20 protein-coding genes and 1 pseudogene are annotated in these 21,951 nt (G+C 51.8%); 16 read left to right on the forward strand and 5 right to left on the reverse strand.

The window, feature by feature from the left end; all coding sequences use genetic code 11:
• From HBA93_RS12155 to HBA93_RS12175, 5 genes are all read right to left on the reverse strand, one after another.
• Entirely contained in the window at nt 1-1,011 is a 1,011-nt protein-coding gene (locus tag HBA93_RS12155) for a MotA/TolQ/ExbB proton channel family protein (protein WP_122092612.1), read from the reverse strand.
• Nucleotides 1,012-1,452: 441 nt separating this feature from the next.
• Entirely contained in the window at nt 1,453-2,244 is a 792-nt protein-coding gene (locus HBA93_RS12160) for an inositol monophosphatase family protein (protein ID WP_121994089.1), read from the reverse strand.
• Nucleotides 2,245-2,689: 445 nt separating this feature from the next.
• Nucleotides 2,690-3,250, reverse strand: coding sequence for an elongation factor P (gene efp, locus HBA93_RS12165; protein WP_022710520.1), 561 nt, complete (start codon nt 3,248-3,250; stop codon nt 2,690-2,692).
• A 335-nt stretch (nt 3,251-3,585) separates the two neighbouring features.
• The gene (locus tag HBA93_RS12170) at nt 3,586-4,755 is read right to left on the reverse strand and encodes a tetratricopeptide repeat protein (protein WP_221723428.1); all 1,170 of its coding nucleotides are present in this window, start codon (nt 4,753-4,755) and stop codon (nt 3,586-3,588) included.
• A 12-nt stretch (nt 4,756-4,767) separates the two neighbouring features.
• Entirely contained in the window at nt 4,768-5,433 is a 666-nt protein-coding gene (locus tag HBA93_RS12175) for a thiamine phosphate synthase (protein ID WP_221723429.1), read from the reverse strand.
• Nucleotides 5,434-5,507: 74 nt separating this feature from the next.
• Here HBA93_RS12175 and HBA93_RS12180 point away from each other — a divergent pair, with 74 nt between their 5' ends.
• The 16 genes and pseudogenes from HBA93_RS12180 to HBA93_RS12255 form a co-directional block, all read left to right on the forward strand.
• Nucleotides 5,508-5,783, forward strand: a complete 276-nt coding sequence (locus tag HBA93_RS12180) for a hypothetical protein (RefSeq protein ID WP_221723430.1) — start codon at nt 5,508-5,510, stop codon at nt 5,781-5,783.
• 44 nt (nt 5,784-5,827) lie between these two features.
• A complete protein-coding gene (locus HBA93_RS12185) occupies nt 5,828-7,048 on the forward strand; it encodes an OpgC family protein (RefSeq protein ID WP_121994087.1) in 1,221 nt (406 codons plus the stop codon).
• Nucleotides 7,049-7,780: 732 nt separating this feature from the next.
• The gene (rcdA, locus tag HBA93_RS12190) at nt 7,781-8,287 is read left to right on the forward strand and encodes a protease adaptor protein RcdA (protein ID WP_028233530.1); all 507 of its coding nucleotides are present in this window, start codon (nt 7,781-7,783) and stop codon (nt 8,285-8,287) included.
• A 263-nt stretch (nt 8,288-8,550) separates the two neighbouring features.
• A complete protein-coding gene (gene ruvC / locus HBA93_RS12195; protein WP_022710526.1) occupies nt 8,551-9,084 on the forward strand; it encodes a crossover junction endodeoxyribonuclease RuvC in 534 nt (177 codons plus the stop codon).
• Nucleotides 9,081-9,698, forward strand: a complete 618-nt coding sequence (gene ruvA, locus HBA93_RS12200; protein ID WP_121994086.1) for a Holliday junction branch migration protein RuvA — start codon at nt 9,081-9,083, stop codon at nt 9,696-9,698. The genes ruvC and ruvA overlap by 4 nt, the downstream gene beginning before the upstream one ends.
• Nucleotides 9,699-9,734: 36 nt before the next feature.
• Nucleotides 9,735-10,775 carry a Holliday junction branch migration DNA helicase RuvB gene (gene ruvB / locus HBA93_RS12205; protein WP_221723431.1) on the forward strand — a complete coding sequence of 347 codons (1,041 nt, stop codon included), beginning with the start codon at nt 9,735-9,737 and terminating at the stop codon, nt 10,773-10,775.
• On the forward strand, nt 10,775-11,251 hold the full coding sequence (ybgC, locus tag HBA93_RS12210) for a tol-pal system-associated acyl-CoA thioesterase (protein ID WP_221723433.1): 477 nt from the start codon (nt 10,775-10,777) through the stop codon (nt 11,249-11,251). The genes ruvB and ybgC overlap by 1 nt, the downstream gene beginning before the upstream one ends.
• A gap of 611 nt (nt 11,252-11,862) precedes the next feature.
• Nucleotides 11,863-12,573 carry a protein TolQ gene (tolQ, locus tag HBA93_RS12215; RefSeq protein ID WP_121994083.1) on the forward strand — a complete coding sequence of 237 codons (711 nt, stop codon included), beginning with the start codon at nt 11,863-11,865 and terminating at the stop codon, nt 12,571-12,573.
• Between the two features lie 81 nt (nt 12,574-12,654).
• Nucleotides 12,655-13,104: a protein TolR gene (tolR, locus tag HBA93_RS12220; protein WP_022710532.1), complete on the forward strand. Its 450-nt coding sequence runs from the start codon at nt 12,655-12,657 to the stop codon at nt 13,102-13,104.
• A 7-nt stretch (nt 13,105-13,111) separates the two neighbouring features.
• Nucleotides 13,112-14,191 carry a cell envelope integrity protein TolA gene (gene tolA, locus HBA93_RS12225; protein WP_122092608.1) on the forward strand — a complete coding sequence of 360 codons (1,080 nt, stop codon included), beginning with the start codon at nt 13,112-13,114 and terminating at the stop codon, nt 14,189-14,191.
• Between the two features lie 126 nt (nt 14,192-14,317).
• On the forward strand, nt 14,318-15,628 hold the full coding sequence (tolB, locus tag HBA93_RS12230; RefSeq protein WP_122092607.1) for a Tol-Pal system beta propeller repeat protein TolB: 1,311 nt from the start codon (nt 14,318-14,320) through the stop codon (nt 15,626-15,628).
• A gap of 336 nt (nt 15,629-15,964) precedes the next feature.
• A complete protein-coding gene (gene pal / locus HBA93_RS12235) occupies nt 15,965-16,483 on the forward strand; it encodes a peptidoglycan-associated lipoprotein Pal (protein ID WP_121994081.1) in 519 nt (172 codons plus the stop codon).
• 234 nt (nt 16,484-16,717) lie between these two features.
• Entirely contained in the window at nt 16,718-17,695 is a 978-nt protein-coding gene (gene ybgF, locus HBA93_RS12240; RefSeq protein WP_221723434.1) for a tol-pal system protein YbgF, read from the forward strand.
• A gap of 26 nt (nt 17,696-17,721) precedes the next feature.
• Nucleotides 17,722-19,176 (forward strand): tRNA lysidine(34) synthetase TilS, encoded by a 1,455-nt coding sequence (gene tilS, locus HBA93_RS12245; RefSeq protein ID WP_221723435.1) that lies wholly within the window; start codon nt 17,722-17,724, stop codon nt 19,174-19,176.
• Between the two features lie 152 nt (nt 19,177-19,328).
• The gene (gene ftsH, locus HBA93_RS12250) at nt 19,329-21,266 is read left to right on the forward strand and encodes an ATP-dependent zinc metalloprotease FtsH (RefSeq protein ID WP_121994078.1); all 1,938 of its coding nucleotides are present in this window, start codon (nt 19,329-19,331) and stop codon (nt 21,264-21,266) included.
• A 285-nt stretch (nt 21,267-21,551) separates the two neighbouring features.
• Nucleotides 21,552-21,951 (forward strand): annotated as a pseudogene (locus HBA93_RS12255) (hypothetical protein); the annotation flags it as partial.

A 21,951-nucleotide genomic window follows, 5' to 3' on the forward strand; every position in this document is an offset into this window, starting at 1 on the left:
TTATTGTTCGCGCTTGGTAGCGGAGAGGATTGTGTTCAGCTTCTCGACTGTTTGTCGCAGAGCTTTCTGCTCCTCGGCCTGCCGCTCAACCCAGTCACTCATGCTCTGCTGATCATGGCGCATGGTTTTTACCAATGCCTGCACGCCGTCTGCCAGATTGGCCAGAGCTGCGGTTGTGCGCTGGCTGGTGCCGTTACCGTCCTGTATTGTTTGCAGGCGGTCAGAGAACAGGCGGATTTCTTCCAGCGTTGTGCTGCCGTTTTCCGCGTCAACGCGCAGGTCGGAATTAAGATCGGTAACCGAGGACAACCAGTTTTCCAGTTCCGTATAGAAACGGTTCTGGGCGCGGCCGGATTGCAGATCGAGAAAGCCGAGAATCAGCGAGCCTGACAAACCGAACAGGGAGGACGAGAAAGCCGTGCCCATGCCGCTGAGCGGTGCCTGCAATCCGCTCTTGAGCGAATCCAGCACAGTGCCGGTATCATTGGATTTCGGGTCAAGCGACTGAATGGTCTGACCAATGGAGCCGATAGTTTCCAGCAAGCCCCAGAATGTACCGAGCAGGCCGAGAAACACCAGCAACCCGATGAGATAGCGGGAGATATCGCGGCTTTCATCAAGACGGGTAGCAATGGAATCAAGGATCGAGCGCATGGATGTGGCGGATAGTGCCATAGACTGGCGACGCCCGATCATTGCACGCATTGGTGCAAGCAGAACCGGATCCGTCGCGCCGTCATCACCGTCGCGGAAGGAATTGACCCAGCGGATTTCCGGTACAAGCCGCAGAACCTGAATGAAAGCCAGTATGATACCAACCAGCAATACGCCGAGAATCAGGCCGTTGAGGCCGGGATTGGTGACAAAGAAGGTCTGGATCTGCCGTGCCAGAACGAGAGCCAGAAAAGCGACAAGAGCGAGGAATATAATCATAATCATCATGACCTGCCGCGGGCTGGAAAGCCGGTTCGGGTCGTATTCTGTTCCCATGCTGATATCCCGCTGCGCCATAATATTCTCTCGCTGAGCCTGATGTGTTTTGCTTCAGATGCTGTTCTGCATTGTCTGAAACCGCTTTGTGATACAGGACGCTACTGCAAAATTTTCAAAACTGAAACTTTTATTCCTGTCATATTTCCGACTGTGGCAAGCTATAGCATGTCGCGGAAAAGTGGACACCGGTTTTCCGATAACGACATGCGTAAAAATAAGGCGATAGAGCGAGCGCTGCGGATATCATTAAATGCGACGCGCTCTAGAGCATTTTACAGTCAAGTTGGATCAACTTGACGGCAGTGATAATGCGACCAAATAAAGAATCTAGAGCGAGCGCTATGATCCAATCTGGACGTAAACCGCTCTAGAGCGGTGAAAACGGGAGCAGGGCATAAAAAAATCCCCCGCACATCAGAGATGAACGGAGGATTGATGATTTCAGCCTGATAGTTTTAATCAGACCGGCTTTTTGATTGTCCGCAGCAGCTGGCCGTGAATGATCTCATTACCGGCTACGATGTTTTTCTGCTCATACATATCCTGCTGGCCGTTTTTGTCGGAGATAAAGCCACCGGCTTCACGCACCATCAGGATACCGGCTGCCATATCCCAAGGAGAGAGCGGCTCATCCCAGTAGCCGTCAACACGGCCTGCAGCGACATAAGCGAGTTCCAGAGAAGCGGCGCCAAACGCACGCATACCGGCGGCTTCACCCATAACATTGCGCAGTTCAATCAGATAATGACCGTGTTTGCCGCGACCCAGATGCGGCATACCATGGGTAATCACGGCGTCGGAAAGCTTGGAGCGGGCTGCAACGCGCAGGCGACGGTCGTTGAGAAATGCACCGCCACCACGTTCCGCGGTATAAAGTTCGTCCGTTGCCGGATTGTAGATCACACCGGCAACAACCTGTCCCTGACGCTCAAGAGCGATGGAAACGGCAAAGGTCGGAATACCGTGCAGGAAGTTGGTGGTGCCGTCGAGAGGATCAACGATCCAGCGGTGCTGGCTGTCAGCACCTTCAACCGCGCCGCGTTCTTCCATCAAAAAGCTATAATCAGGACGCGCACGGCGCAGTTCGCTGAAAATAATATCTTCGGCTTTTTTATCGGCCTGACTTACATAATCGCCCGGGCCTTTGAGCGAGACTTGCAGATTCTGTACTTCACCGAAATCACGCGCCAGTGAGCGTCCGGCCTTGATTGCGGCCTGAACCATAACGTTGAGAATTGCTGAGCGCGCCATATTTTTCGTCCTGTCAGTGCATAAGTCCGGTGCTGGCTGAAGTCTGCATCGCCGGCCGGTACAATTTATGCGTTCGTGTCAAAGAGAAAACCGCTAAGCCTCACCAAAGACGAGGGGCAGTTTTCATGTGTGGAAACCGGCTGGCACAGACGTTAAATGTGAGCAGCGTCTGTTCGCCGGATAATCTTTTATATGCATAGAGATCATGCATAAATAATATCTGAGCTAAAAGCGAGAGACTGTTTAGAGCATAGTCCGGCACGGCCGGATCAGATCGACGCAGCCCACTAATATGAGCACGCGCACATTCTCCGAAAAGTGCTTTCGTTTTCTGGATCTATTCACAAATGTCAATGTGCTTAACAGCTTTTTCATCCGCAAAGCATGCCTTGCGGATGAAACAATATTTAAATCCTGAAGATTACAGGGTGTCTTTCGAGCCGGATCAGGCGCGGGATACGTAGGTCAGTTCGTTGGTGTCAACGATAACGCGTTCGCCGGATTCAATGAAAGGCGGCACGAGAATACGGATGCCGTTTTCCAGAATTGCAGGCTTGTAGGAAGAAGCCGCTGTCTGGCCTTTAACAACCGGATCAGCTTCGGTGATTGCCAGTGTAACCTGATCCGGCAGACGAATGCCGATCGGGCGTTCTTCGTGCATTTCAACGGTGACCATCATGCCGTCCTGCAGGAATGCAGCGCGTTCACCAACAAAGTCTTTGTTCAGTTCGAGCTGTTCGTAGCTTTCGGTATCCATGAAAATCAGAGCTTCACCCTGTTCATAGAGGAAAGAGAAGTCTTTCTGCTCAAGACGGATGCGCTCAACAGTTTCAGCAGAACGGAAACGTTCATTCAGCTTGGTGCCGTCGATAAGGTTTTTCAGTTCAACCTGATTATAGGCGCCGCCTTTACCTGGTTTAACCGCGTTGCATTTAACTGCTGCCCACAGGCCGCCATTGTGCTCAATGACATTGCCGGGACGGATTTCGTTACCGTTGATCTTCATGTTCGTTAAATCCGGAATTAGTGTGAAATTTTCTCTGATTTACCCTTTGAAATTCTGCGTCGCTTCGCGCAAAACCGGTGGCGGTTTGGCAAAAAATGCCGCAGGCGGTATCAGAGGGCTCTCAAGCCATATCAATCGGGGTTTTCAAGACCATAAATCTGCAATTTTAGCAAGTCTGATACGGTGCTTTGCCGGACTTCAGGCTGCACTAGAGCATAATTTCTTAAACTTGAATCAGTTTAAGCGAAAATTATGCTCCCATTTAAAGTGTTAGAGCGCTGTGCACCTGATCGGGCGCACAGCACTCTATGTTAGTAAAAATGCAATTTTACCGGTCAGCGCAGATTGTTTGCACGGGCGATGGCCTGCTGAATTTCTTCATCTGTCAGCCCGTCCATGAAAGAATCGAGGTCTTTGGCATTGAGTTTTGAGCGCCGCGCCAGAATATACCATGCCGCAGCCTCAACCGAATTACCGTCTGTGCCGATGCCGTCACGATAAAGCCGTGCCACACGCGCCATGGCTGCAATATTGCCGCCGCGCGCTGCTGTCAGCATCCAGCGGAAACCGGCATCATAATTGCGCTCGCCACCACGCCCTTCGACCAGCCATGTGCCCAGATCAAGCTGTGCCGTGTCATAATTTTTGCGGGCAGCACGTAATAAATATTCCCGCGCCTGCGCATCATCGCGTTTGATAGTTGTCGTGCCATTGGCAAGCAGCTGACTGACAGCATATTCACCATCGGCCAGTCCGGCATCTGCCGCTTTGCGGAACCATGGTGCGGCTTCATCCAGCCCTTTGGCTCCGGGACGGCGCATCATCAGCATTTGCGCATAATTGAATTGCGCCATGGCATTGCCTGCCTCGGCCGCTTTTTGCATCAGTTCTTCAGCTTTTTTCGCGTCCTTGGTGACGTAGATGCCCTGAAGCAGCATGGCGGCGTAGCGGAACTGGGCTTCATGCTCGCCTTTTTCTGCGGCCAGACCATACCAGTGTGCTGCTTGTTTCTGATCAGCTTTGACGCCAAGGCCGCGGGCATAGATTTCAGCTACCAGTGTTTGCGCTGCCGGATCACCGGCTTTGGCGCGTTCCATGCCAAGATTGAAGGCTGTCAGATAAAGACCGCGCTGAAATGCACCGAAGGCCGGATCAGCAATTTTGTCCCCGAACCGGTTCTCGTTAAAAGCGGGCATGGCATCGGTCGTTGCCGGTTGCTGAAGCATATCGGCTTTTTCAGTCTGATTTTTCGACCATGATCCGGCAAGTTCCGGAATAGTGAAACCAGTTGAAACCGCCGGTACATCCATAGATGCGCCGGTCGGGTCTGCCGGTTTATCCGTCTCTGTCTTATCAGTTTTGGGCTTGTCAGCTTCCGGCACTGTTTTCTCAGGTGCCGGTTTTGCGGCCTCCGCAGCCATTACAGTGGTTGCCGGTATAGATGCCGCTGCGGCAACCAACCAGAAGGCACAGGTGCTGTTGAACAAAACGGATTTTTTCAGCATGGTCTAACTCTGTTACTCTTCAGTCTCAGCGGCGCTCATCTCATCGAGCCGGCGGTTTGCATCGGCAATAACCTGTGCAGGATCTTCTGCGGAAAACACAGCCGTACCCAATGCGATAAATTCCGCATTTGTGGCGAAGCAAGCCGCGAGGTCATCCAGTTGTGCACCGGCCTGCAAAATAGCCGGAATCTCGACCATTGCCGCCCACCATTCAGCCAGTGAAAGATTGCGCGGATGGGCTTCCGGTTTGGTATCTGCACCGATTTTGCCGAAGAACATATAGTCCGGCTGTAATTCGCCGACTTCCAGTGCTGTGTGACGCTCTTTCACATTGCCGGTGCCGACAATCATTTTTGGCGTATAGCGCTCAACAGCATCTGCAATATCGGCCAGAGAACCTTCAATATGCACGCCGTCTGCGCCGACACGGCCGGCAGTGCGGGTGTCGTTCAGGATGATGGCTGCGGCGCCTGCTGCCTGAATTTTGCCAACGGCCAGTGTTGCAAAAGCCTGAAAGGATGCTTCGTCGGTTTTCCCGTTGTCGAGAATGACGCTGGCAATGTCGCCTGCGGTCAGCGCTTTATCCAGCGTGGCAAGCAGCGTGTCTGCTGTATGCCCTTCTGAAGAAGGAGAGGGGACAACCAGCACCAGACGCGGACGGTTTTCAGGAAATTTCATCAGATAAAGCCTCGTTGAGCGGGCGCCAATAGCCCATAAAAATGGCAAAGTTCGGGAATTGCACAGAGTAAAATATGCAATATACCGGTCATTATCTTCTGTTTAGAGCATATTTGCCAAAAGATAACGCGGTTTTTAAAGACAGGCAGAAAAACATCAGAGCGCTGTCCTTTTTCCCTGAATTTTCCCTTGTGCGTGACGCTAACAACTTATTGTCATTGCCGTTTTGTTTAGTTCTGGAAAATAATGTGATGGGGGTAAGCGGTGGCTTAGCCGCTTTCGTGTCCCATTTGAGTCGTATTGTTGTATGCAGACAAAAACTGTCTGCAGGACATGTTTTCGTTTCTTAAGAGATGAAAACATTCAGGCAAGTCAGGCAAAAGGCAGGCTGGCAATGACAATACATAATGCAGGACAGATGGTGAAAATGCGCGATACGCGTCTTGATGTTTTCAGGGCGCTGGCATTGCTGACGATTTTCATCAACCATGTTCCGGGCACAATTTATGAAAAGTTCACGCATCGCGAATTCGGTTTTTCCGATTCCGCTGAAGCTTTTGTGCTGATTTCCGGTCTGGCTGTTGCGCTTGCCTATAGTTCCAAATTTGTTGAAGGTAATCGTCTGTTGCTGTCATTGAAAATGGCACGCCGGTCGATGACGCTTTATATGGCGCAGATGATGACAACGCTCATCACGCTGGCGATTTTCGGTTTTACGGCCATTTATATGAAGCGGCCGGAAATGCTGGAAATGATCAATATCAAGACTGTGATGGAGCAGCCTGCTCAGGCTTTTGTCGGTCTGGCCACGCTTGGCCACCAGCTCGGCTATAATAATATCCTGTCGCTCTATCTGGTGCTGATGCTGTTTGCGCCGGTTATGCTTTATCTGTCACGGATCAGTATTTCGCTGATGCTGACGATTTCCGGTTCGATCTGGTTTCTGTCCGGTTATTATTATATTGCGCCGATGAATTATCCGACGCAGGGCGTTTGGTTCCTCAATCCGCTGTCGTGGCAGTTTCTGTTCGCCATCGGTATTGGTGCCATGGCCTACGTGAAGCAGGGCGGCCGCTTTGATCAGAACCGTCCGCTGATGATTGCGGCGATTTCTTATCTGGTTTTCTCCCTGCTGTGGCTGCGCGTCCCGCATCCGAACTGGGATATTTCCTTCGGACTGCCTGCGGTGCTGACGGGTTTTGACAAGACCTATCTCTCGGCAACCCGTTTGTTGCATGTGCTGGCGCTTGCCTATGTTATTGCCGGTATTCCTGCGCTGTCGGAAAAAGCCCGTCTTGATATGAACCATCCGCTGGCTTTGCTGGGTAAGCATTCGCTGCCGGTTTTTGTGGCGGGTACTATTCTGGCGATGGCCGGTCAGGCACTGCGCCATGTTTATCCGGTGAGCCTGTCCTTTGATACCTTGCTGATCGCGGGTGGTATTATGGCTCAGTTTGCGCTGGTCTATTATCTGGAATGGCTGCCACGCATCGGCTGGAAAGGCAAAGCGGTTTCGAAAAGTCCTGTGCCGGAAATCGCAAGATCTGCACGAGCAGCAGAAAGCCGGAAACCAGCTCCTATAGCTGTGAAGCCGCGTTCGGTTCCTGCTTCCTGAAAGAGATAGAGCATGTCGCGGAAAAGTGGACACCGGTTTTCCGATAACGTCATGCGTAAAAATAAGGGATAGAGCGAGCGCAGTGGATACAATTAAACGCGACACGCTCTAGAAACTGAACTCACCGCATTAACTAAATATTAAAGTTAACAAAAGAATATAGGGCTATCCGGTTTTGCCGGATTCTTACCGAGTGGACTTGGTCCCTCTGTATGACGCCTCCCTGTTAAACTTCTGAGAGCCGCTTTTGCGGCTCTTTTTTTATTTCTGAGCTTGCTTTGTTTATCCGCAGTTGAGAGCCGCTTTGTGGATAAAGAGTTTCTGCGAAAATCTGCGGGCAGGCGTTGCTGTTGCCGGAAAATATAGGCGATTCTGCTTAACTACCTGAACAAGCTGGCTTTATTCGCTTGGATGGCATTATTTACTCTGGCAAGCACAAAATTATAATTCATCTTTCTTTAACCATATTATTGCGCGAGCGTGTATGAGCGTGCATTTTGCTTGGATAGGCCATAGCCAAACGGTTTTTTACGATCACGCTTTGTGATGCAAACAAGTGAAGTGCAGCCTGATTATAGGGGATTCGCCTGTTTGGCCGGTTATAAACCGGAGGAAATGCGGTGCCTTATGAGATCGGAATGCTTGTCAAAAATTACAACTGCGGTTCAGTGAGCTGCAGTTGCCAGTGAGCAGAACAAGATGATGGAACAGACACATCGCAGCGAAAACAGAGTGCCGGACAATATGATCCGTCTGTCGGAGCGTATGGTGTTTTCAGACAGTTTCAAACCGCTTTACAGTGAAGGTATGGCGCTGGTGGAAGAAGCCGCCGCTTATCTTGACGGTGAGGGGAAAGACGCTGCGCGTTCTCTGTCTCATAAGGCTGCAACACTTTATGCCGCTGAATCCATGCGTCTGACCTCGCGTCTGATGCATATTGCCTCCTGGCTTTTGCTGCTGCGTGCCAGCCGTTCCGGCGATATGCCGCGCGAAATGGTGGCAAAAGAGAAGGCAAAGGTCAGTCTGGAAACCCATTCTGCCGGTGAAAAAACCGCAGGCTGGAAAGAACTGCCGCAGGCTTTCCGCGATATGATTGCGCATTCGCTGCATCTTCAGGATCGTGTGCGTTGCATGGATGGTGACAGCTATCATCAGCCGATCCGTGAACTGGTTGAGTGCAAAGGTAATCCGGTTTCGGATCAGATCATTCTGCTGCGTACAGCATTTGGCAGCAATTGATCTGCCTAAGCATGTCGCGGAAAAGTGGGTGCCGGTTTTCCGATAGCGACATGCGTTAAGACAAAAAGACAGAGCGAACGCAGTGGATATAATTAAACGCGACACGCTCTGGTTTCATTTAATTGTCGCATGTTCGCGACCGCTAAATGAATCCATTTGAGCCAGACATGCTTTAACATATTCTCCCGTCTTTAAATAGCGATGTTTCCATTTTGTTCACATTTTGATTGTTGAATGCACCTTACACAAGGTAAGGTCAGCATATGAAACAGGCGATTCGCATTATTGGTATTGATCCGGGCTTGCGCCGCACCGGCTGGGGCGTGATTGAGTCCATGGGTAATTCCCTGCATTTTATTGCAGCCGGAACAGTCACCTCTGATGACAAAATGGATCTTGCCTCGCGTTTATGCCAGCTGCATGAAGGGTTAAGCGCTGTTCTGCATCAGATGATGCCGGATGAAGCGGCTGTTGAGCATACCTTCGTCAATAAAGATGCAGGTGCTACGCTGAAGCTGGGGCAGGCGCGCGGTATTGCACTGCTGGTGCCGGCACAGGCCGGATTGCGTGTAGCTGAATATGCGCCGAATGCGGTGAAGAAATCGGTCATCGGTGTCGGCCACGGTGAAAAACAGCAAATTCATATGATGGTCAAAGTACTAATGCCACGGGCGAGCTTTGATACCAGTGATGCGGCGGATGCGCTGGCGATTGCCATTTGTCATGCCCATAACCGGCACAGCCTGTATAATCTGGCGGAACTGAAGAAAAGCGGGAGGATTGCAGCCATATCATGATCGGGAAACTGAAAGGTGTTGTCGATGAAATTGCTGACGATCACGTCATTCTTGATGTGCATGGGGTCGGCTATGTGGCTTTCTGTTCTGCACGTACGCTGGGCAATCTGCCTTCAGCGGGTGAAGCGGCTATTCTGCTGATTGAAACCTATGTGCGTGAAGATGTGCTGCGGCTTTATGGTTTCGGTACGGCATTGGAACGTGAGTGGTTCCGTCTGTTGCAAAATGTGCAGGGTGTCGGGGCCAAAGTGGCACTGGCGGTGCTGGGCACATTAACGCCGTCTGAACTCGCCAATGCTATTGCTTTGCGTGATATTGCTATGGTGTCCCGTGCGCCGGGTGTCGGCAAAAAAGTGGCCGAGCGCATTGTGACCGAGTTGAAGAACAAGGCACCCGCATTTGCCGGTGATGCTGCGGCCAATATCGGGCTGAAGCAGGAAATCGGTGAGGGTGTGGCTTCCACTGCAGTAAGTGATGCGGTTTCCGCGCTGAGTAATCTCGGCTATTCACGCGATCAGGCCGCTAATGCGGTTGCCAGTGCCTTGCGCGAGGCTGGAGAAGATGCAGATTCTGCCAAGCTGATCCGGCTTGGATTGAAAGAACTGGCGCGATAAAAATGTCGCCTGAGAAAATGAATGCGGGTGTAACTGATGAGTGATGAAGATCGTCTGATTTCTGCGCAAAAGCGCGGAGAGGATACGGACACGGCTTTGCGCCCGCAAAGCCTTGATGATTTTGTCGGTCAGGCGGCAGCACGCGCTAATCTGAAAATTTTTATCGAAGCAGCCAAAACCCGTGGTGAGGCTCTGGATCATGTTTTGTTTGTCGGCCCTCCCGGCTTGGGCAAAACCACATTGGCGCAGATTATGTCCAAGGAACTCGGCGTTAATTTTCGCTCCACTTCAGGGCCGGTGATTGCTAAAGCCGGTGATCTGGCGGCATTGCTCACCAATCTTGAAGACCGCGATGTGCTGTTTATCGACGAAATTCATCGCCTCAGCCCTGCGGTGGAAGAAATTCTCTATCCGGCGATGGAAGATTATCAGCTCGATCTGATTATCGGCGAGGGACCTGCGGCACGCTCCGTCAAGATTGATCTGGCGAAATTCACGCTGGTGGCGGCGACAACCCGTCTCGGTCTTCTGACCACGCCTTTGCGCGACCGTTTCGGTATTCCGGTGCGGCTGAATTTCTATACGGTTGATGAACTGGAATATATTGTGCGCCGTGGTGCGCGGTTGATGCAGCTGAATATTTCCGATGATGGTGCACGCGAGATTGCGCGGCGTGCACGCGGAACACCGCGTATTGCCGGTCGTTTGCTGCGCCGTGTCCGTGACTTTGCACTGGTCGCAAAAGCAGACATTGTGGATGCGAAGATCGCCGATGAGGCGCTGATCCGTCTGGAAGTTGATAATATTGGTCTCGATCAGCTGGATCGTCGCTATCTTAATATGATTGCATGCAATTTTGGCGGCGGACCTGTGGGGATTGAGACGATTGCTGCTGGTTTATCAGAACCGCGCGATGCGATTGAAGATATTATTGAACCCTATCTGATCCAGCAGGGCTTTTTACAACGCACGCCGCGCGGGCGTGTGCTGACAGCACTTGCATGGCAACATCTGGGGCTGACGGCACCGACTGATCTGGCTGCACGGCAGATTACCCTGTTTGAGGACGAAGCCTGATGCCGGATACAATATCTCCAGACGATTTAAGCGCGGCTGAATCTGAAGTGATTAATGGTACGTTGACACCCGCAGGACACCGGCTGCTGGCACGGGTCTATTATGCCGATACGGATTTTTCCGGTGTGGTTTATCACGCCCGTTATCTGGAGTTTCTGGAACGGGGCCGCACCGATTTTTTGCGTCTGAAAGGTGTGCATCATACGCAGCTGGAAGAGGGGCAGCTTGGCGAGCCGATTGTCTGGATTGTACGGCGTATGGAGATTGATTTCCGTTTGCCTGCCCGCATTGATGATATGCTGGTGATTGAGACTCGCGTGATTGAAGCTTCCGGAGCGCGGGTGACGATGTGCCAGCACATCCGGCGTAAAAATGGCGAATTGCTGATTGAAGCGCAGGTTGAAGCGGCACTGATCAATAAACAAGGCCGCCCGAAACGGATGCCCAAAGAGTGGAAAGCGCTGTTTACCGCATAATATGCAGGTTTTAGAGCGGTTTATATCCGGATTGGATCACAGCACCGGCTTTGAATTCTTTGATTTATCGCAGCATCACCGCCGTCAAATTGATTTAACTTGACGAATCTGGGATGTCCAAGTGATCCAGCCTGATTGTAAAATGCTCTGGCAGAAGCTTTAATCGCTAAACCGGAACAGTTTGGCGGGTGTAATCCTGCGGCACTTCAAAAATGCGGCGTGATCGACGCAGGCAGAGCTCAGTACTGGTTTCGGAAAATAAGCCGCTGCACGCAAAATTGCCCGCAATAGTGCGAATCCTAACTTATCTTTAACCATAATAGTTCATCTTTAGTCCAAGACGGAGAGGTAAGGGCATGAATCTGCCTGTCGCCTTCCTTTCACCAAAATTAACCGTAAAAAGCAAAACAGCCGGTCATGCACAAGATTGTGTCCGGCACTATGCAGATACGGCGCAAAGCAATTCGGCGGGCCGTGCAGGCAAATAATGCATCCGGACCGCTTAAGGTAACAACAGATCGAAACGGTTGCGCAGAAAATTGCGCGGTGAACCGTTTTGCTTTTGCCGCCCGGTGATGAGCCGGGCGTTTGGATTCGAGGACAGGTGACAAATGGAAGCTCTACCCATTGCAGCACACACAAGTGATGTCAGTCTCTGGGGACTGTTCATGCAGGCTAACTGGGTTGTCAAACTGGTCATGCTGGGTTTGCTGGCAGCCTCAATCTGGACATGGGCAATCATCGTGGACAAGACGCTGGCCTATCGCCGTGCGACAAGTGCCATTGACCGTTTTGAACAGGTGTTCTGGTCCGGTCAGTCTCTGGAAGAACTCTACCGTAATCTTGGCGAACGCCGTACCACCGGCATGAGCGCCATTTTTATGGCAGCGATGCGCGAGTGGAAAAAGTCTTTCGAAAAAGGCGCGCGTTCTCCGATTGCATTGCAGATGCGTATCGAAAAAGCGATGGATGTGGCTCTGGTGCGTGAAAACGACAAGCTGGAATCACGTCTCGGTTTTCTGGCCACAATTGGTACATCGGCACCATTTATCGGTCTGTTTGGTACTGTTGTCGGTATTATGACTTCGTTTATGGCGATTGCCGCTTCCAAAAATACCAGCCTTGCCGTTGTGGCCCCTGGTATTGCGGAAGCGCTGCTGGCAACCGCAATTGGTCTTCTGGCGGCTATTCCTGCTGTTATTGCCTATAACAAGCTGACAGCGGATGCAGGAAAAATCACCTCGCGCATGGAAGGTTTTGCCGATGAGTTTTCGGCCATACTGTCGCGACAAATTGATGAGAAGCTGACGCCGCGCGGATAAATCATCCGGTTTCGTTTATAGCAGGCGTTTACAATTCAGGCCGGTTATCAGGTCATGAGATGAAGGCCGGAAGGTTCTAAGATGGGTATGTCATTAGGAAGTCAGGGCGGAGCAGGCGGTCGTCGCAGACGCGGCGGCAAAAAGGCTCCGATGAGTGAAATCAACATCACGCCTTTCGTGGATGTGATGCTGGTGCTGCTGATTATCTTCATGGTGTCTGCACCGCTGCTTACCTCCGGTGTGCCTATCGATCTGCCGGATACGCAGGCCAAGGCACTCAATGCCGATACTCAGCCGATTACCGTGTCTGTGAATGACAAGGGACAGGTTTATCTGCAGGAAACCGAGATCGACATCGCAGAAGTGGTGCCGAAACTCGAAGCTATCGCCAAAACCGGCTATGAAGAGCGCGTTTTTGTGCGTGGCGATAAAAATGCCGATTACGGTACTGTGATGAAAGTGATGTCACGTATTTCCGCTGCCGGTTTTAAGAATATCGGTCTGGTGACCCTCCAGGAGCAGGATAGCTGACGCCATCATGAAGGCAGGTCTGACTTCCTCAACACTCATCCATGTGGTCATTATCGGCTGGGGACTTTTCTCGTTCTCTTCGCCGAAGCCTTTTGACATGACTGATACTGAATCCTTCCCTGTCGATATTGTGCCGATTGAAGATATTTCACAGGTACAGCAGGGCGATAAAAAAGCGCCGAAAGCGGAAAAAGCAGCGCCAAAACCAACGACCAAACCGAAAACGGTTGAACAGGCGGAAAATGCCGGTGACAGCGAGCTTGATCTGAAAACACCGCCGATGCCGAATGAAAAACCGAAGCCGGTTGAAACCGCAGAAGCGGCCAAACCTGCGGAAAAACCGGCTGAAAAGCCGGAGCCTGTACAGGAAAACAAGCCGGAGCCAAAACCGGAGCCGGTGAAACCGCCTGAACCGGTGAAGCCGCCGGAGCCAAAAGTGGAGCCGAAGCCGGAACCAAAGGCTGAGTTGAAGCCGGATCCTGTTGCCGAAGCGATTGAAAAGCAGCCGGAACAGGCTGAAGAAGTAAAATTGCCGGATCGTGTTCCGGCGCCGGAAGCCAAGCCGAAACCGCAACCAACGGAAACGGCCAAGGCTGAGGATAAGAAAAAAGACGAGAAGAAACCGGAAAAGCCAAGCACAACCGCGCAGAATACATCCAAGGATAAGGATGCGAAGGCTGACGAGGTTGCCGCACTCCTGAACCGTGAAAAAGCGGCGGGCGGCGGAGCCAAACGCTCTACCGACAAGGAAGCTTTCGGTGCCAAGAAAACGACCGGCGGAGCCAAACTCAGCCAGACGGAAATGGATGCTCTGAAAGGTCAGATCAGTGACAAATGGAGTATCCCTTCGGGTGTGGCCGATGCTTCTGATCTGCGCATTATCGTTAAGATGCAGCTGAATGAAGACGGCTCAATTAACGGCTCGCCGGAAGTCACTTATACAGGCGGCGATTCTATCGTTGGCCGTGCGGCAGCAGACAGTGCGCGGCGTGCGGTGATGCGTGCAGCGCCTTACAATCTGCCGCGAGATAAATATGAAACCTGGGCGACGGTCATCGTGAATTTTGACCCGAGCGAAATGTTCTAAACGGAATACGGACCGGCGCTGTGCAGCGCCGGTTTCAGGGGCTTTCTGTGAAGCTCTTCAATACCAAAGCATGTGAGACGTCTCACAGAACCAAATATGATCAGGACAAACGAGGTCCACGCCATCATGAAAACACTGTTTAAAACCTTATTTTCAGTTCTCGCTGTCGCTGCGGCAGTGAGCACGGCTGCGGTGCTGCCTGCACGCGCCGTTGTGGAAGTAAATATTAACAAGGGTAATGTTGACCCGCTGCCGATTGCTCTGACCGACTTCCTGTCCGGTGATGCGCTGGGTGCGGAAATTACCTCTATCATCGCTGCGGATCTTGAGCGTTCCGGCCTCTTTGCGCCGATCGACAAAAAAGCATTCATTGAAAAAATCAGCAATCCGGATGTGGCACCGCGTTTTGAAGACTGGAAAGTCATCAATGCGCAGGCACTGGTTACCGGCCGCGTGACCAAGCAGCCGGATGGCCGTCTGAAAGCTGAGTTCCGTCTGTGGGATACTTTTGCCGGACAGCAGCTTGCAGGCCAGCAGTTTTTCACAACACCGGAAAATAAGCGCCGCGTTGCCCATATTATTGCCGATGCGATTTATGAGCGCCTGACCGGTGAAAAAGGCTATTTCGATACACGTATCGTGTTCGTTGATGAGTCCGGCAGCGCGCAGAAACGCGTCAAGCGTCTGGCGATCATGGATCAGGACGGCGCGAATGTGCGTTATCTGTCGAACGGTAAAGATCTGGTGCTGACACCGCGCTTCTCACCAAGCCGTCAGGAAATCACTTATATGTCCTTTGCCGGTGACCGTCCGCGTGTTTATCTGCTGCAGCTGGAAACAGGACAGCAGGAACTGGTCGGTAATTTCCCGGGCATGACGATTGCGCCACGCTTTTCTCCTGATGGTCAGAAAGTGGTCATGAGCCTTTTGCAGGATGACGGCAGCGCCAACATCTACACGATGGATTTACGCTCGCGTACAACCACCCGTCTGACCAGTAGCCAGGCCATTGATACCTCGGCATCCTATTCGCCGGATGGTTCCAAGATCGTATTTGAATCCGATCGTGGCGGTCGCCAGCAGATTTACGTCATGGGTGCCGACGGCTCCAATCCACAGCGTGTATCTTTCGGTAACGGCAGCTATTCGACACCGGTATGGTCCCCGCGCGGCGATCTGATTGCTTTCACCAAGCAGTCCGGTGGTCAGTTCTCCATCGGTGTGATGAAAACCGATGGTTCGGGCGAGCGTCTTTTGACAAGCGGCTTCCATAATGAAGGTCCGACATGGGCGCCAAACGGCCGTGTTTTGATGTTCTTCCGTGAAAGTGGCGGTACATCCCGTCTGTTTACGATTGATCTGACAGGCCGTAATGAACGTCAAATCCAGACGCCGAATGCGGCTTCTGATCCGGCATGGTCGCCATTGCTGAATTAAGTTTGAAATAAGCTCTGTGTGCTGAATAAGACACAGAGCTTATTTTCTGAAGGCAGGTGGTAGTGTCAAATAAGCTTTTTGTGATTAAAGCCGTGTTTCTGCCGCAATGCTTTTTAGGTTGCCTATAAACGGTTCGCTTTGCAACCAGAGAAGAACCACTTGAAACTGCCTCCGTGCATAAGCCGAAAAACGGGTTTTTGACGGAGAAAACTTGAGTTTTTATGCTGATTAAGTAACAATTAACCATGTTATTTGAGCGGTTTTTAACCTCAATATGATTAATCATCTGGTTAGTCATACATCATGTAAACGCATTATTCTTAAGGAGTACGGGCCATGCGCCGTTCCCAGTCGATTGCCCGCAGCCCGTTTGCTGTTGCCCTGTTCCTGTCGCTTGCCGTTGCCGGTTGCGCGAACAAGAAAAACCTGCCGAACAATGCAGGTGATCTTGGCCTGAATGGCGGTATGGGCGCCAATGGCGCTGTTGCCGGTTCTGCACAGGACTTTACTGTTAATGTCGGTGACCGTGTGTTCTTCGATCTCGACAGCTCCGTGATCCGCGCTGACGCCCAGCAGACATTGTCGCGTCAGGCTCAGTGGCTTGCCCGTTACCCGAACTATTCGATCACTGTTGAAGGTCACTCGGACGAACGCGGTACACGCGAATACAACTTGGCACTTGGCCAGCGTCGTGCTGCTGCTGCCCGTGACTATCTGGCTTCACGCGGTGTACCAGTTAATCGCATGCGCACTGTTTCTTATGGTAAGGAACGTCCGGTTGCAGTTTGCGACAATATTTCCTGCTGGTCGCAGAACCGCCGTGCAGTAACCGTGCTGAATGGCGCCGGTAGCTAATCTGGCAGTTTTATAAAGTCATTTGTCGTGTTTTGTATGTATTGCGCGATAAAAAAGACACAGAGTTATGTGAAAAGCGACCTTAGGGTCGCTTTTTTCAGTTTGAACATAAAAGCCAAAATTTGGCCGCACTCAATTGCACCATTTCAACTGAGATTATAAAGATTGAACCGGTCCATCTGAGAATGTGAAGATGACCCTTGGAACAGAATTCGGGCGCATGAGGTATTGCGAATGAAGAAAGCGATGAAGAAACTGGCTCTGGCTGTCAGTTTGCTGCCGTTGCTGGCAATGGCAACGGGCGGAACAACCGCCTTTGCTCAGGCCAGCGATCAGCGGGTAATTCAGTTGCAGGAGCAGGTTCGCGACCTGACCGGCAAGCTTGAAGAAATGAACTTCCAGATTTTGCAGATGCAGGAGCAGATGCGTAAAATTCAGGAAGACAATGAATTCCGCTTTGAAGAGCTGGAAAAAAAGAAAAAGGCTGATGCCGGTTCTGATCAATCCACACAAACAGCGGCGGCAGATTCTGCCGCTGTATCCTCCGATGATGGCACCTCAGCTGGTAAAGAACCACGCCAGACTGCCTCGGCGAATGCGGATAATGATAATTCCGCGCAGGATTCATCTGATTTTCAGCCTGCACAGGATACCAATACAGAGAATTCCGCCGCTTCCGTTGCTACTGGTCAGCAAACGCCGGTTACAGTCACATCGCAGGCTCCGCGTGCGCTTGGCTCTATCCGCTTTGATTCCAGTGGCAATGTAATCGGCGGCAGTCTGAGTGACGAGCCGGCGCAGCAGACGGTTTCCCTGCCGCAGACCGACAATCCCAACGAACTTTATAATGCCGCCTATCAGTTTATTCTTGCCGGTGATTACCGCTCGGCAGAAGTGGCATTTCGTGCGCATATCGACCGTTATCCGGCTGATCCGATGACATCGGATGCCCGTTACTGGCTGGGGGAAGCGCTGTACGGGCAGGATCGCTTTGCGGAATCCGCTACGGTTTTCATCGACAATCAGCGGGATTTTCCTGATTCCAAACGTGGTGCGGAGAATATGCTGAAACTTGGTATGGCTATGGCTAAGCTGAATGACCGTGAAGTGGCTTGCGCCACTCTGGCAAAAATCAGCAACCGTTTTCCCTCAGCCGCTCCGGCAGTTCTGAAACGTGCGGATGAAGAGCGTAAACTGAACCGCTGCTCATAAATATGGCACAGGGAGGCTGACGCCGGATGCAGAGCACGGATGTGAATGCTGCGAAGACGGCAATTTCAGACGGTAGCACCGCTGCGTTAATGCCGGATTTTCTGCAGCAAATTTTTTCAGGTTTTGAAAATGCGCTGGCAGAGCAGCATCCGCCAGCGATGATTGTTGCAGTTTCAGGCGGCAGCGATTCTTTGGCTTTGTTACTGCTGACGAGACTTTATTTACAAAAAAAGCTGCCGGAGTGCCGCCTGATCGCAGTGACTGTCGATCACAGATTGCGTGCGGAATCTGCTGAAGAGGCGGCGGGTGTTGCCGAATTTTGTAGGGATATCGGCATTCCGCATCAGATTTTGTGTTGGGCCGGCGATAAGCCCGCCAGCGGTCTTGCTTCTGCTGCCCGTGCTGCGCGCTATGATTTGCTGGTGCAGGCTGCATACCAGCATAAGGCCGCTATTATTCTGACAGGACATACGGCTGACGATCAGGTCGAGACATATCTGATGCGTCGGGAAAGAGAAGGTGTGACTACCGGAGTTGCCGGCGAAGAGCGCGGGCTTGCAGCTATGGCTGTGCAAACCTTGTTGCAAAAGAGTGTTCTGCTCTGCCGCCCGTTACTGGATATCTGGCGGAATGAACTAAGAGTGTTTTTGTCCAGCCAAAATATTCGCTGGGTGGATGATCCGAGCAATGAGAATCCGGCCTATGAGCGCCCGCGGGTGAGACAGGCTGCGAAAATGCTGGATAAGCCAGCTTTGTTGCAAGCCGTTGATGCCGCAGCAATGCAAAGGCGTACGGATAATCATCGCGTGGCCGCTTTGCTGAAACAGGAAAACAGCCAGATCAGACTGCTTACCGGCGACAGTTTGTTTTTACCTGCCGGATGGGGCGCTGCGGATCGCGATATTATTCCGCTGACACTGAGTTATTTACTGGCTGTTACAGGTGGTCAGGCTTTTTTGCCGGTTCTGCGGGATTGTGCCGATCTTACCAACTGGCTTGATGAATCTTCAATGCCGGCGAGACAAAGAAAAACCCTGCATCGCTGTGTGATTGAAAAATCCCAGCAGGGAACCATTATCCGGCGCGAACGACGTAATTTGCCCGTAATTACATTGCAGAGGGAAGAGGAAGCTTTGTGGGACGGGCGTTATCAGATCCGTAATAAGGGGGCAGAGCCGTTTGTCATTGCTGCACTGAGTGAAAAGCAGTTGTCTGCTTATTTGCGACAGCAGGGGATGGCTGCAGAAGGGGGCAAACAGGGGTACTTTGACCGTAATAGTTTGCTGGCTGCACCGGCTGTCTTTTGTGACGGGGTGCTGACCGGTTTTCCTGCATTGTCTGATCCGGTTCCGCAAAGTTCTGAAGTTCGGATAAAACGCTATCTTGCCTGTTTTGACAGGGTGCTTTCAGGTCATGATTTTGAGGTTGTACAGGTTATAAAAGGGCTTTTAACCATGCCTTTCAACCATAAATACAGGTAAATTCTGCAAAGAATGCAGAAGAATCACTTATGAAGCTGTACACCGCCTTGGCAAGGCCGTGCATCGAACCTATGTTAGGTTTGAATATTTTTCCGGAACGCACCAAACGGCGCATGAACCGGAAGGACGATTGGTAATCGATTGGACCCGAGATGAATCCAAATTATCGCAACTTCGCCCTCTGGGCGATCATTGCTCTCCTGCTGGTTGCATTATTCAACCTGTTTCAGAGTCCGGCGCAGCGCGCGTCGTCTCGTGAGATTCCTTATTCGCAATTTATTGAAGATGTATCGGGCGGACGGGTTAAATCCGTTACCATTACCGGCCCGCGTATCGTCGGTTCCTATGCTGATAATAATGCGACATTCCAGACTTATTCCCCTTCGGATGCCAGCCTGATCGGCCGCCTTGAAGAGAAAAATGTTGCAATTACCGCAAAGCCTGAAAGCGATGGTTCGGGATCGCTGTTCGGTATCCTTCTGTCATGGCTGCCGATGATCCTGATCCTCGGTGTGTGGATTTTCTTCATGCGCCAGATGCAGGGTGGTTCACGCGGTGCGATGGGCTTCGGTAAATCCAAGGCGAAACTTCTGACTGAGGCGCACGGCCGTGTGACTTTTCAGGATGTTGCCGGTGTGGATGAAGCCAAAGAAGATTTGGAAGAAATCGTTGAATTCCTGCGTGATCCGCAGAAATTCCAGCGTCTCGGCGGTAAAATTCCGCGCGGTGTGCTGCTCGTAGGCCCTCCGGGAACCGGTAAAACTTTGCTGGCGCGTTCTGTTGCCGGTGAAGCCAATGTGCCGTTCTTTACAATTTCGGGTTCTGACTTTGTTGAAATGTTTGTCGGTGTCGGTGCAAGCCGTGTCCGCGATATGTTTGAACAGGCGAAAAAGAATTCTCCTTGCATTATCTTTATCGACGAAATCGATGCCGTCGGTCGTCACCGTGGTGCGGGCTTAGGCGGTGGTAATGATGAGCGCGAACAGACGCTGAACCAGTTGCTGGTTGAGATGGATGGTTTTGAAGCCAATGAGAATATTATTCTGATTGCTGCAACCAACCGTCCGGATGTTCTGGATCCTGCACTTCTCCGCCCGGGCCGTTTCGACCGTCAGGTTGTTGTGCCTAATCCGGATGTGAGCGGTCGTGAGCAGATTCTGAAAGTGCATGTGCGTAATGTACCGCTGGCACCGAATGTGGATCTGAAAGTTCTTGCCCGTGGCACCCCTGGCTTCTCCGGTGCGGATCTGATGAACCTCGTCAATGAAGCCGCTCTGATGACTGCACGCCGGAACAAGCGTCTGGTGACTATGCAGGAATTTGAAGACGCGAAAGACAAGATCATGATGGGTGCGGAACGCCGTTCTTCGGCGATGACGCAGGCAGAAAAGGAACTGACAGCCTATCATGAATCCGGTCATGCGATTGTGGCCATGAATGTGCCTGTGGCTGATCCGGTACATAAAGCAACCATCATTCCGCGCGGTCGTGCGCTGGGTATGGTGATGCAGCTGCCGGAAGGCGACAAATATTCCATGAGCTATAAATGGATGGTGTCGCGCCTTGCAATCATGATGGGTGGCCGTATTGCTGAAGAGCTGAAATTCGGCAAGGAAAACATCACATCCGGTGCGTCCTCTGATATTGAACAGGCAACCAAGCTTGCCCGTGCAATGGTGACCCGCTGGGGCTTTTCTGAAAAGCTCGGTTATGTTGCCTATGGCGAAAATCAGGAAGAAGTCTTCCTTGGCCACTCCGTATCACGCACGCAGAATGTTTCTGAAGCAACAGCCCAGCTGATTGATGCGGAAGTCCGTGAGCTGATTGATACTGCTTATGTGGAAGCGCGTCGTATTCTGACAGAAAAGCATGATGCATGGGTCGCTATTGCTGAAGGTCTGCTGGAATATGAAACTCTGAGCGGTGAAGAGATTAAACAACTGATCGCCGGTCAGAAACCGAACCGTGATACAGGTGATGATTCATCCTCATCCCGCGGATCGGGTGTTCCTAAAGCCGGTGCATCGCGCAAAAAGCCGGATGCTGAGCCGGAGGCAGGTCAGGATATGAAACCTGAACCGCAGGCATAAAGCTTAAACCGGTAATAACTGTGTTAAATAAGAACCGGGCTTTCTGAAGTCCGGTTCTTTTGTATTTTAGTTGATATGCATGGACACTCTGTGTCATTCAGGGCAGGCGTTTTATCGCCAGCTTTAAGATCCTGAGCGGATCTGTTTACCAGATGATCAGTTTCATGGTCTGAATATTTGACAAGAGATATAAAATCGCTGCATTGCTAATTTTAAGAGAGGCCTGTTTTCTGTTTTCAGAATATGGAAGGCAGGTATGGCACTGCGCAAAGAAAAGGCTTGAATATGTCCCGTAAATATTTTGGTACTGACGGCATTCGCGGTAAGGCTAATTCTTTTCCGATGACGCCGGATATCGCTATGCGGGTCGGTATGGCTGTAGGGTTGTCGTTTCGTGACGGCGGGCAGGGGCAACGTGTAGTAATCGGCAAGGATACCCGTCGTTCAGGCTATATGCTGGAAAATGCGCTTGTTGCCGGTTTTACCTCCATGGGTATGGAAGTGTTTTTGCTGGGGCCAATCCCGACACCGGCTGTTGCTATGCTGCGCCGCTCATCGCGTGCAGATATCGGCCCGCCGCCCCCCCCCCCCCCCCACCCCCCCCCCCACCCCCCCCCCCACCCCCCCCCCCCCCCCCCCCCCCCCCCCCCCCCCCCCCCCCCCCCCCCCCCCCCCCCCCCCCCCC

It is taken from the genome of Ochrobactrum sp. SFR4 (genome assembly GCF_019730395.1).
Classification (GTDB): domain Bacteria; phylum Pseudomonadota; class Alphaproteobacteria; order Rhizobiales; family Rhizobiaceae; genus Pseudochrobactrum.

Excerpts from the sequence above, each read along its gene's own strand:
- HBA93_RS12155 (WP_122092612.1), bottom strand. The coding sequence starts at position 1,011 with ATGGCGCAGCGGGATATCAGCATGGGAACAGAATACGACCCGAACCGG.
- HBA93_RS12160 (WP_121994089.1), bottom strand. The coding sequence starts at position 2,244 with ATGGCGCGCTCAGCAATTCTCAACGTTATGGTTCAGGCCGCAATCAAG.
- efp (WP_022710520.1), bottom strand. The coding sequence starts at position 3,250 with ATGAAGATCAACGGTAACGAAATCCGTCCCGGCAATGTCATTGAGCAC.
- HBA93_RS12170 (WP_221723428.1), bottom strand. The coding sequence starts at position 4,755 with ATGCTGAAAAAATCCGTTTTGTTCAACAGCACCTGTGCCTTCTGGTTG.
- HBA93_RS12175 (WP_221723429.1), bottom strand. The coding sequence starts at position 5,433 with ATGAAATTTCCTGAAAACCGTCCGCGTCTGGTGCTGGTTGTCCCCTCT.
- HBA93_RS12180 (WP_221723430.1), top strand. The coding sequence starts at position 5,508 with ATGCAATATACCGGTCATTATCTTCTGTTTAGAGCATATTTGCCAAAA.
- HBA93_RS12185 (WP_121994087.1), top strand. The coding sequence starts at position 5,828 with ATGACAATACATAATGCAGGACAGATGGTGAAAATGCGCGATACGCGT.
- ruvC (WP_022710526.1), top strand. The coding sequence starts at position 8,551 with ATGAAACAGGCGATTCGCATTATTGGTATTGATCCGGGCTTGCGCCGC.
- ruvA (WP_121994086.1), top strand. The coding sequence starts at position 9,081 with ATGATCGGGAAACTGAAAGGTGTTGTCGATGAAATTGCTGACGATCAC.
- ruvB (WP_221723431.1), top strand. The coding sequence starts at position 9,735 with ATGAGTGATGAAGATCGTCTGATTTCTGCGCAAAAGCGCGGAGAGGAT.
- ybgC (WP_221723433.1), top strand. The coding sequence starts at position 10,775 with ATGCCGGATACAATATCTCCAGACGATTTAAGCGCGGCTGAATCTGAA.
- tolQ (WP_121994083.1), top strand. The coding sequence starts at position 11,863 with ATGGAAGCTCTACCCATTGCAGCACACACAAGTGATGTCAGTCTCTGG.
- tolR (WP_022710532.1), top strand. The coding sequence starts at position 12,655 with ATGGGTATGTCATTAGGAAGTCAGGGCGGAGCAGGCGGTCGTCGCAGA.
- tolA (WP_122092608.1), top strand. The coding sequence starts at position 13,112 with ATGAAGGCAGGTCTGACTTCCTCAACACTCATCCATGTGGTCATTATC.
- tolB (WP_122092607.1), top strand. The coding sequence starts at position 14,318 with ATGAAAACACTGTTTAAAACCTTATTTTCAGTTCTCGCTGTCGCTGCG.
- pal (WP_121994081.1), top strand. The coding sequence starts at position 15,965 with ATGCGCCGTTCCCAGTCGATTGCCCGCAGCCCGTTTGCTGTTGCCCTG.
- ybgF (WP_221723434.1), top strand. The coding sequence starts at position 16,718 with ATGAAGAAAGCGATGAAGAAACTGGCTCTGGCTGTCAGTTTGCTGCCG.
- tilS (WP_221723435.1), top strand. The coding sequence starts at position 17,722 with ATGCAGAGCACGGATGTGAATGCTGCGAAGACGGCAATTTCAGACGGT.
- ftsH (WP_121994078.1), top strand. The coding sequence starts at position 19,329 with ATGAATCCAAATTATCGCAACTTCGCCCTCTGGGCGATCATTGCTCTC.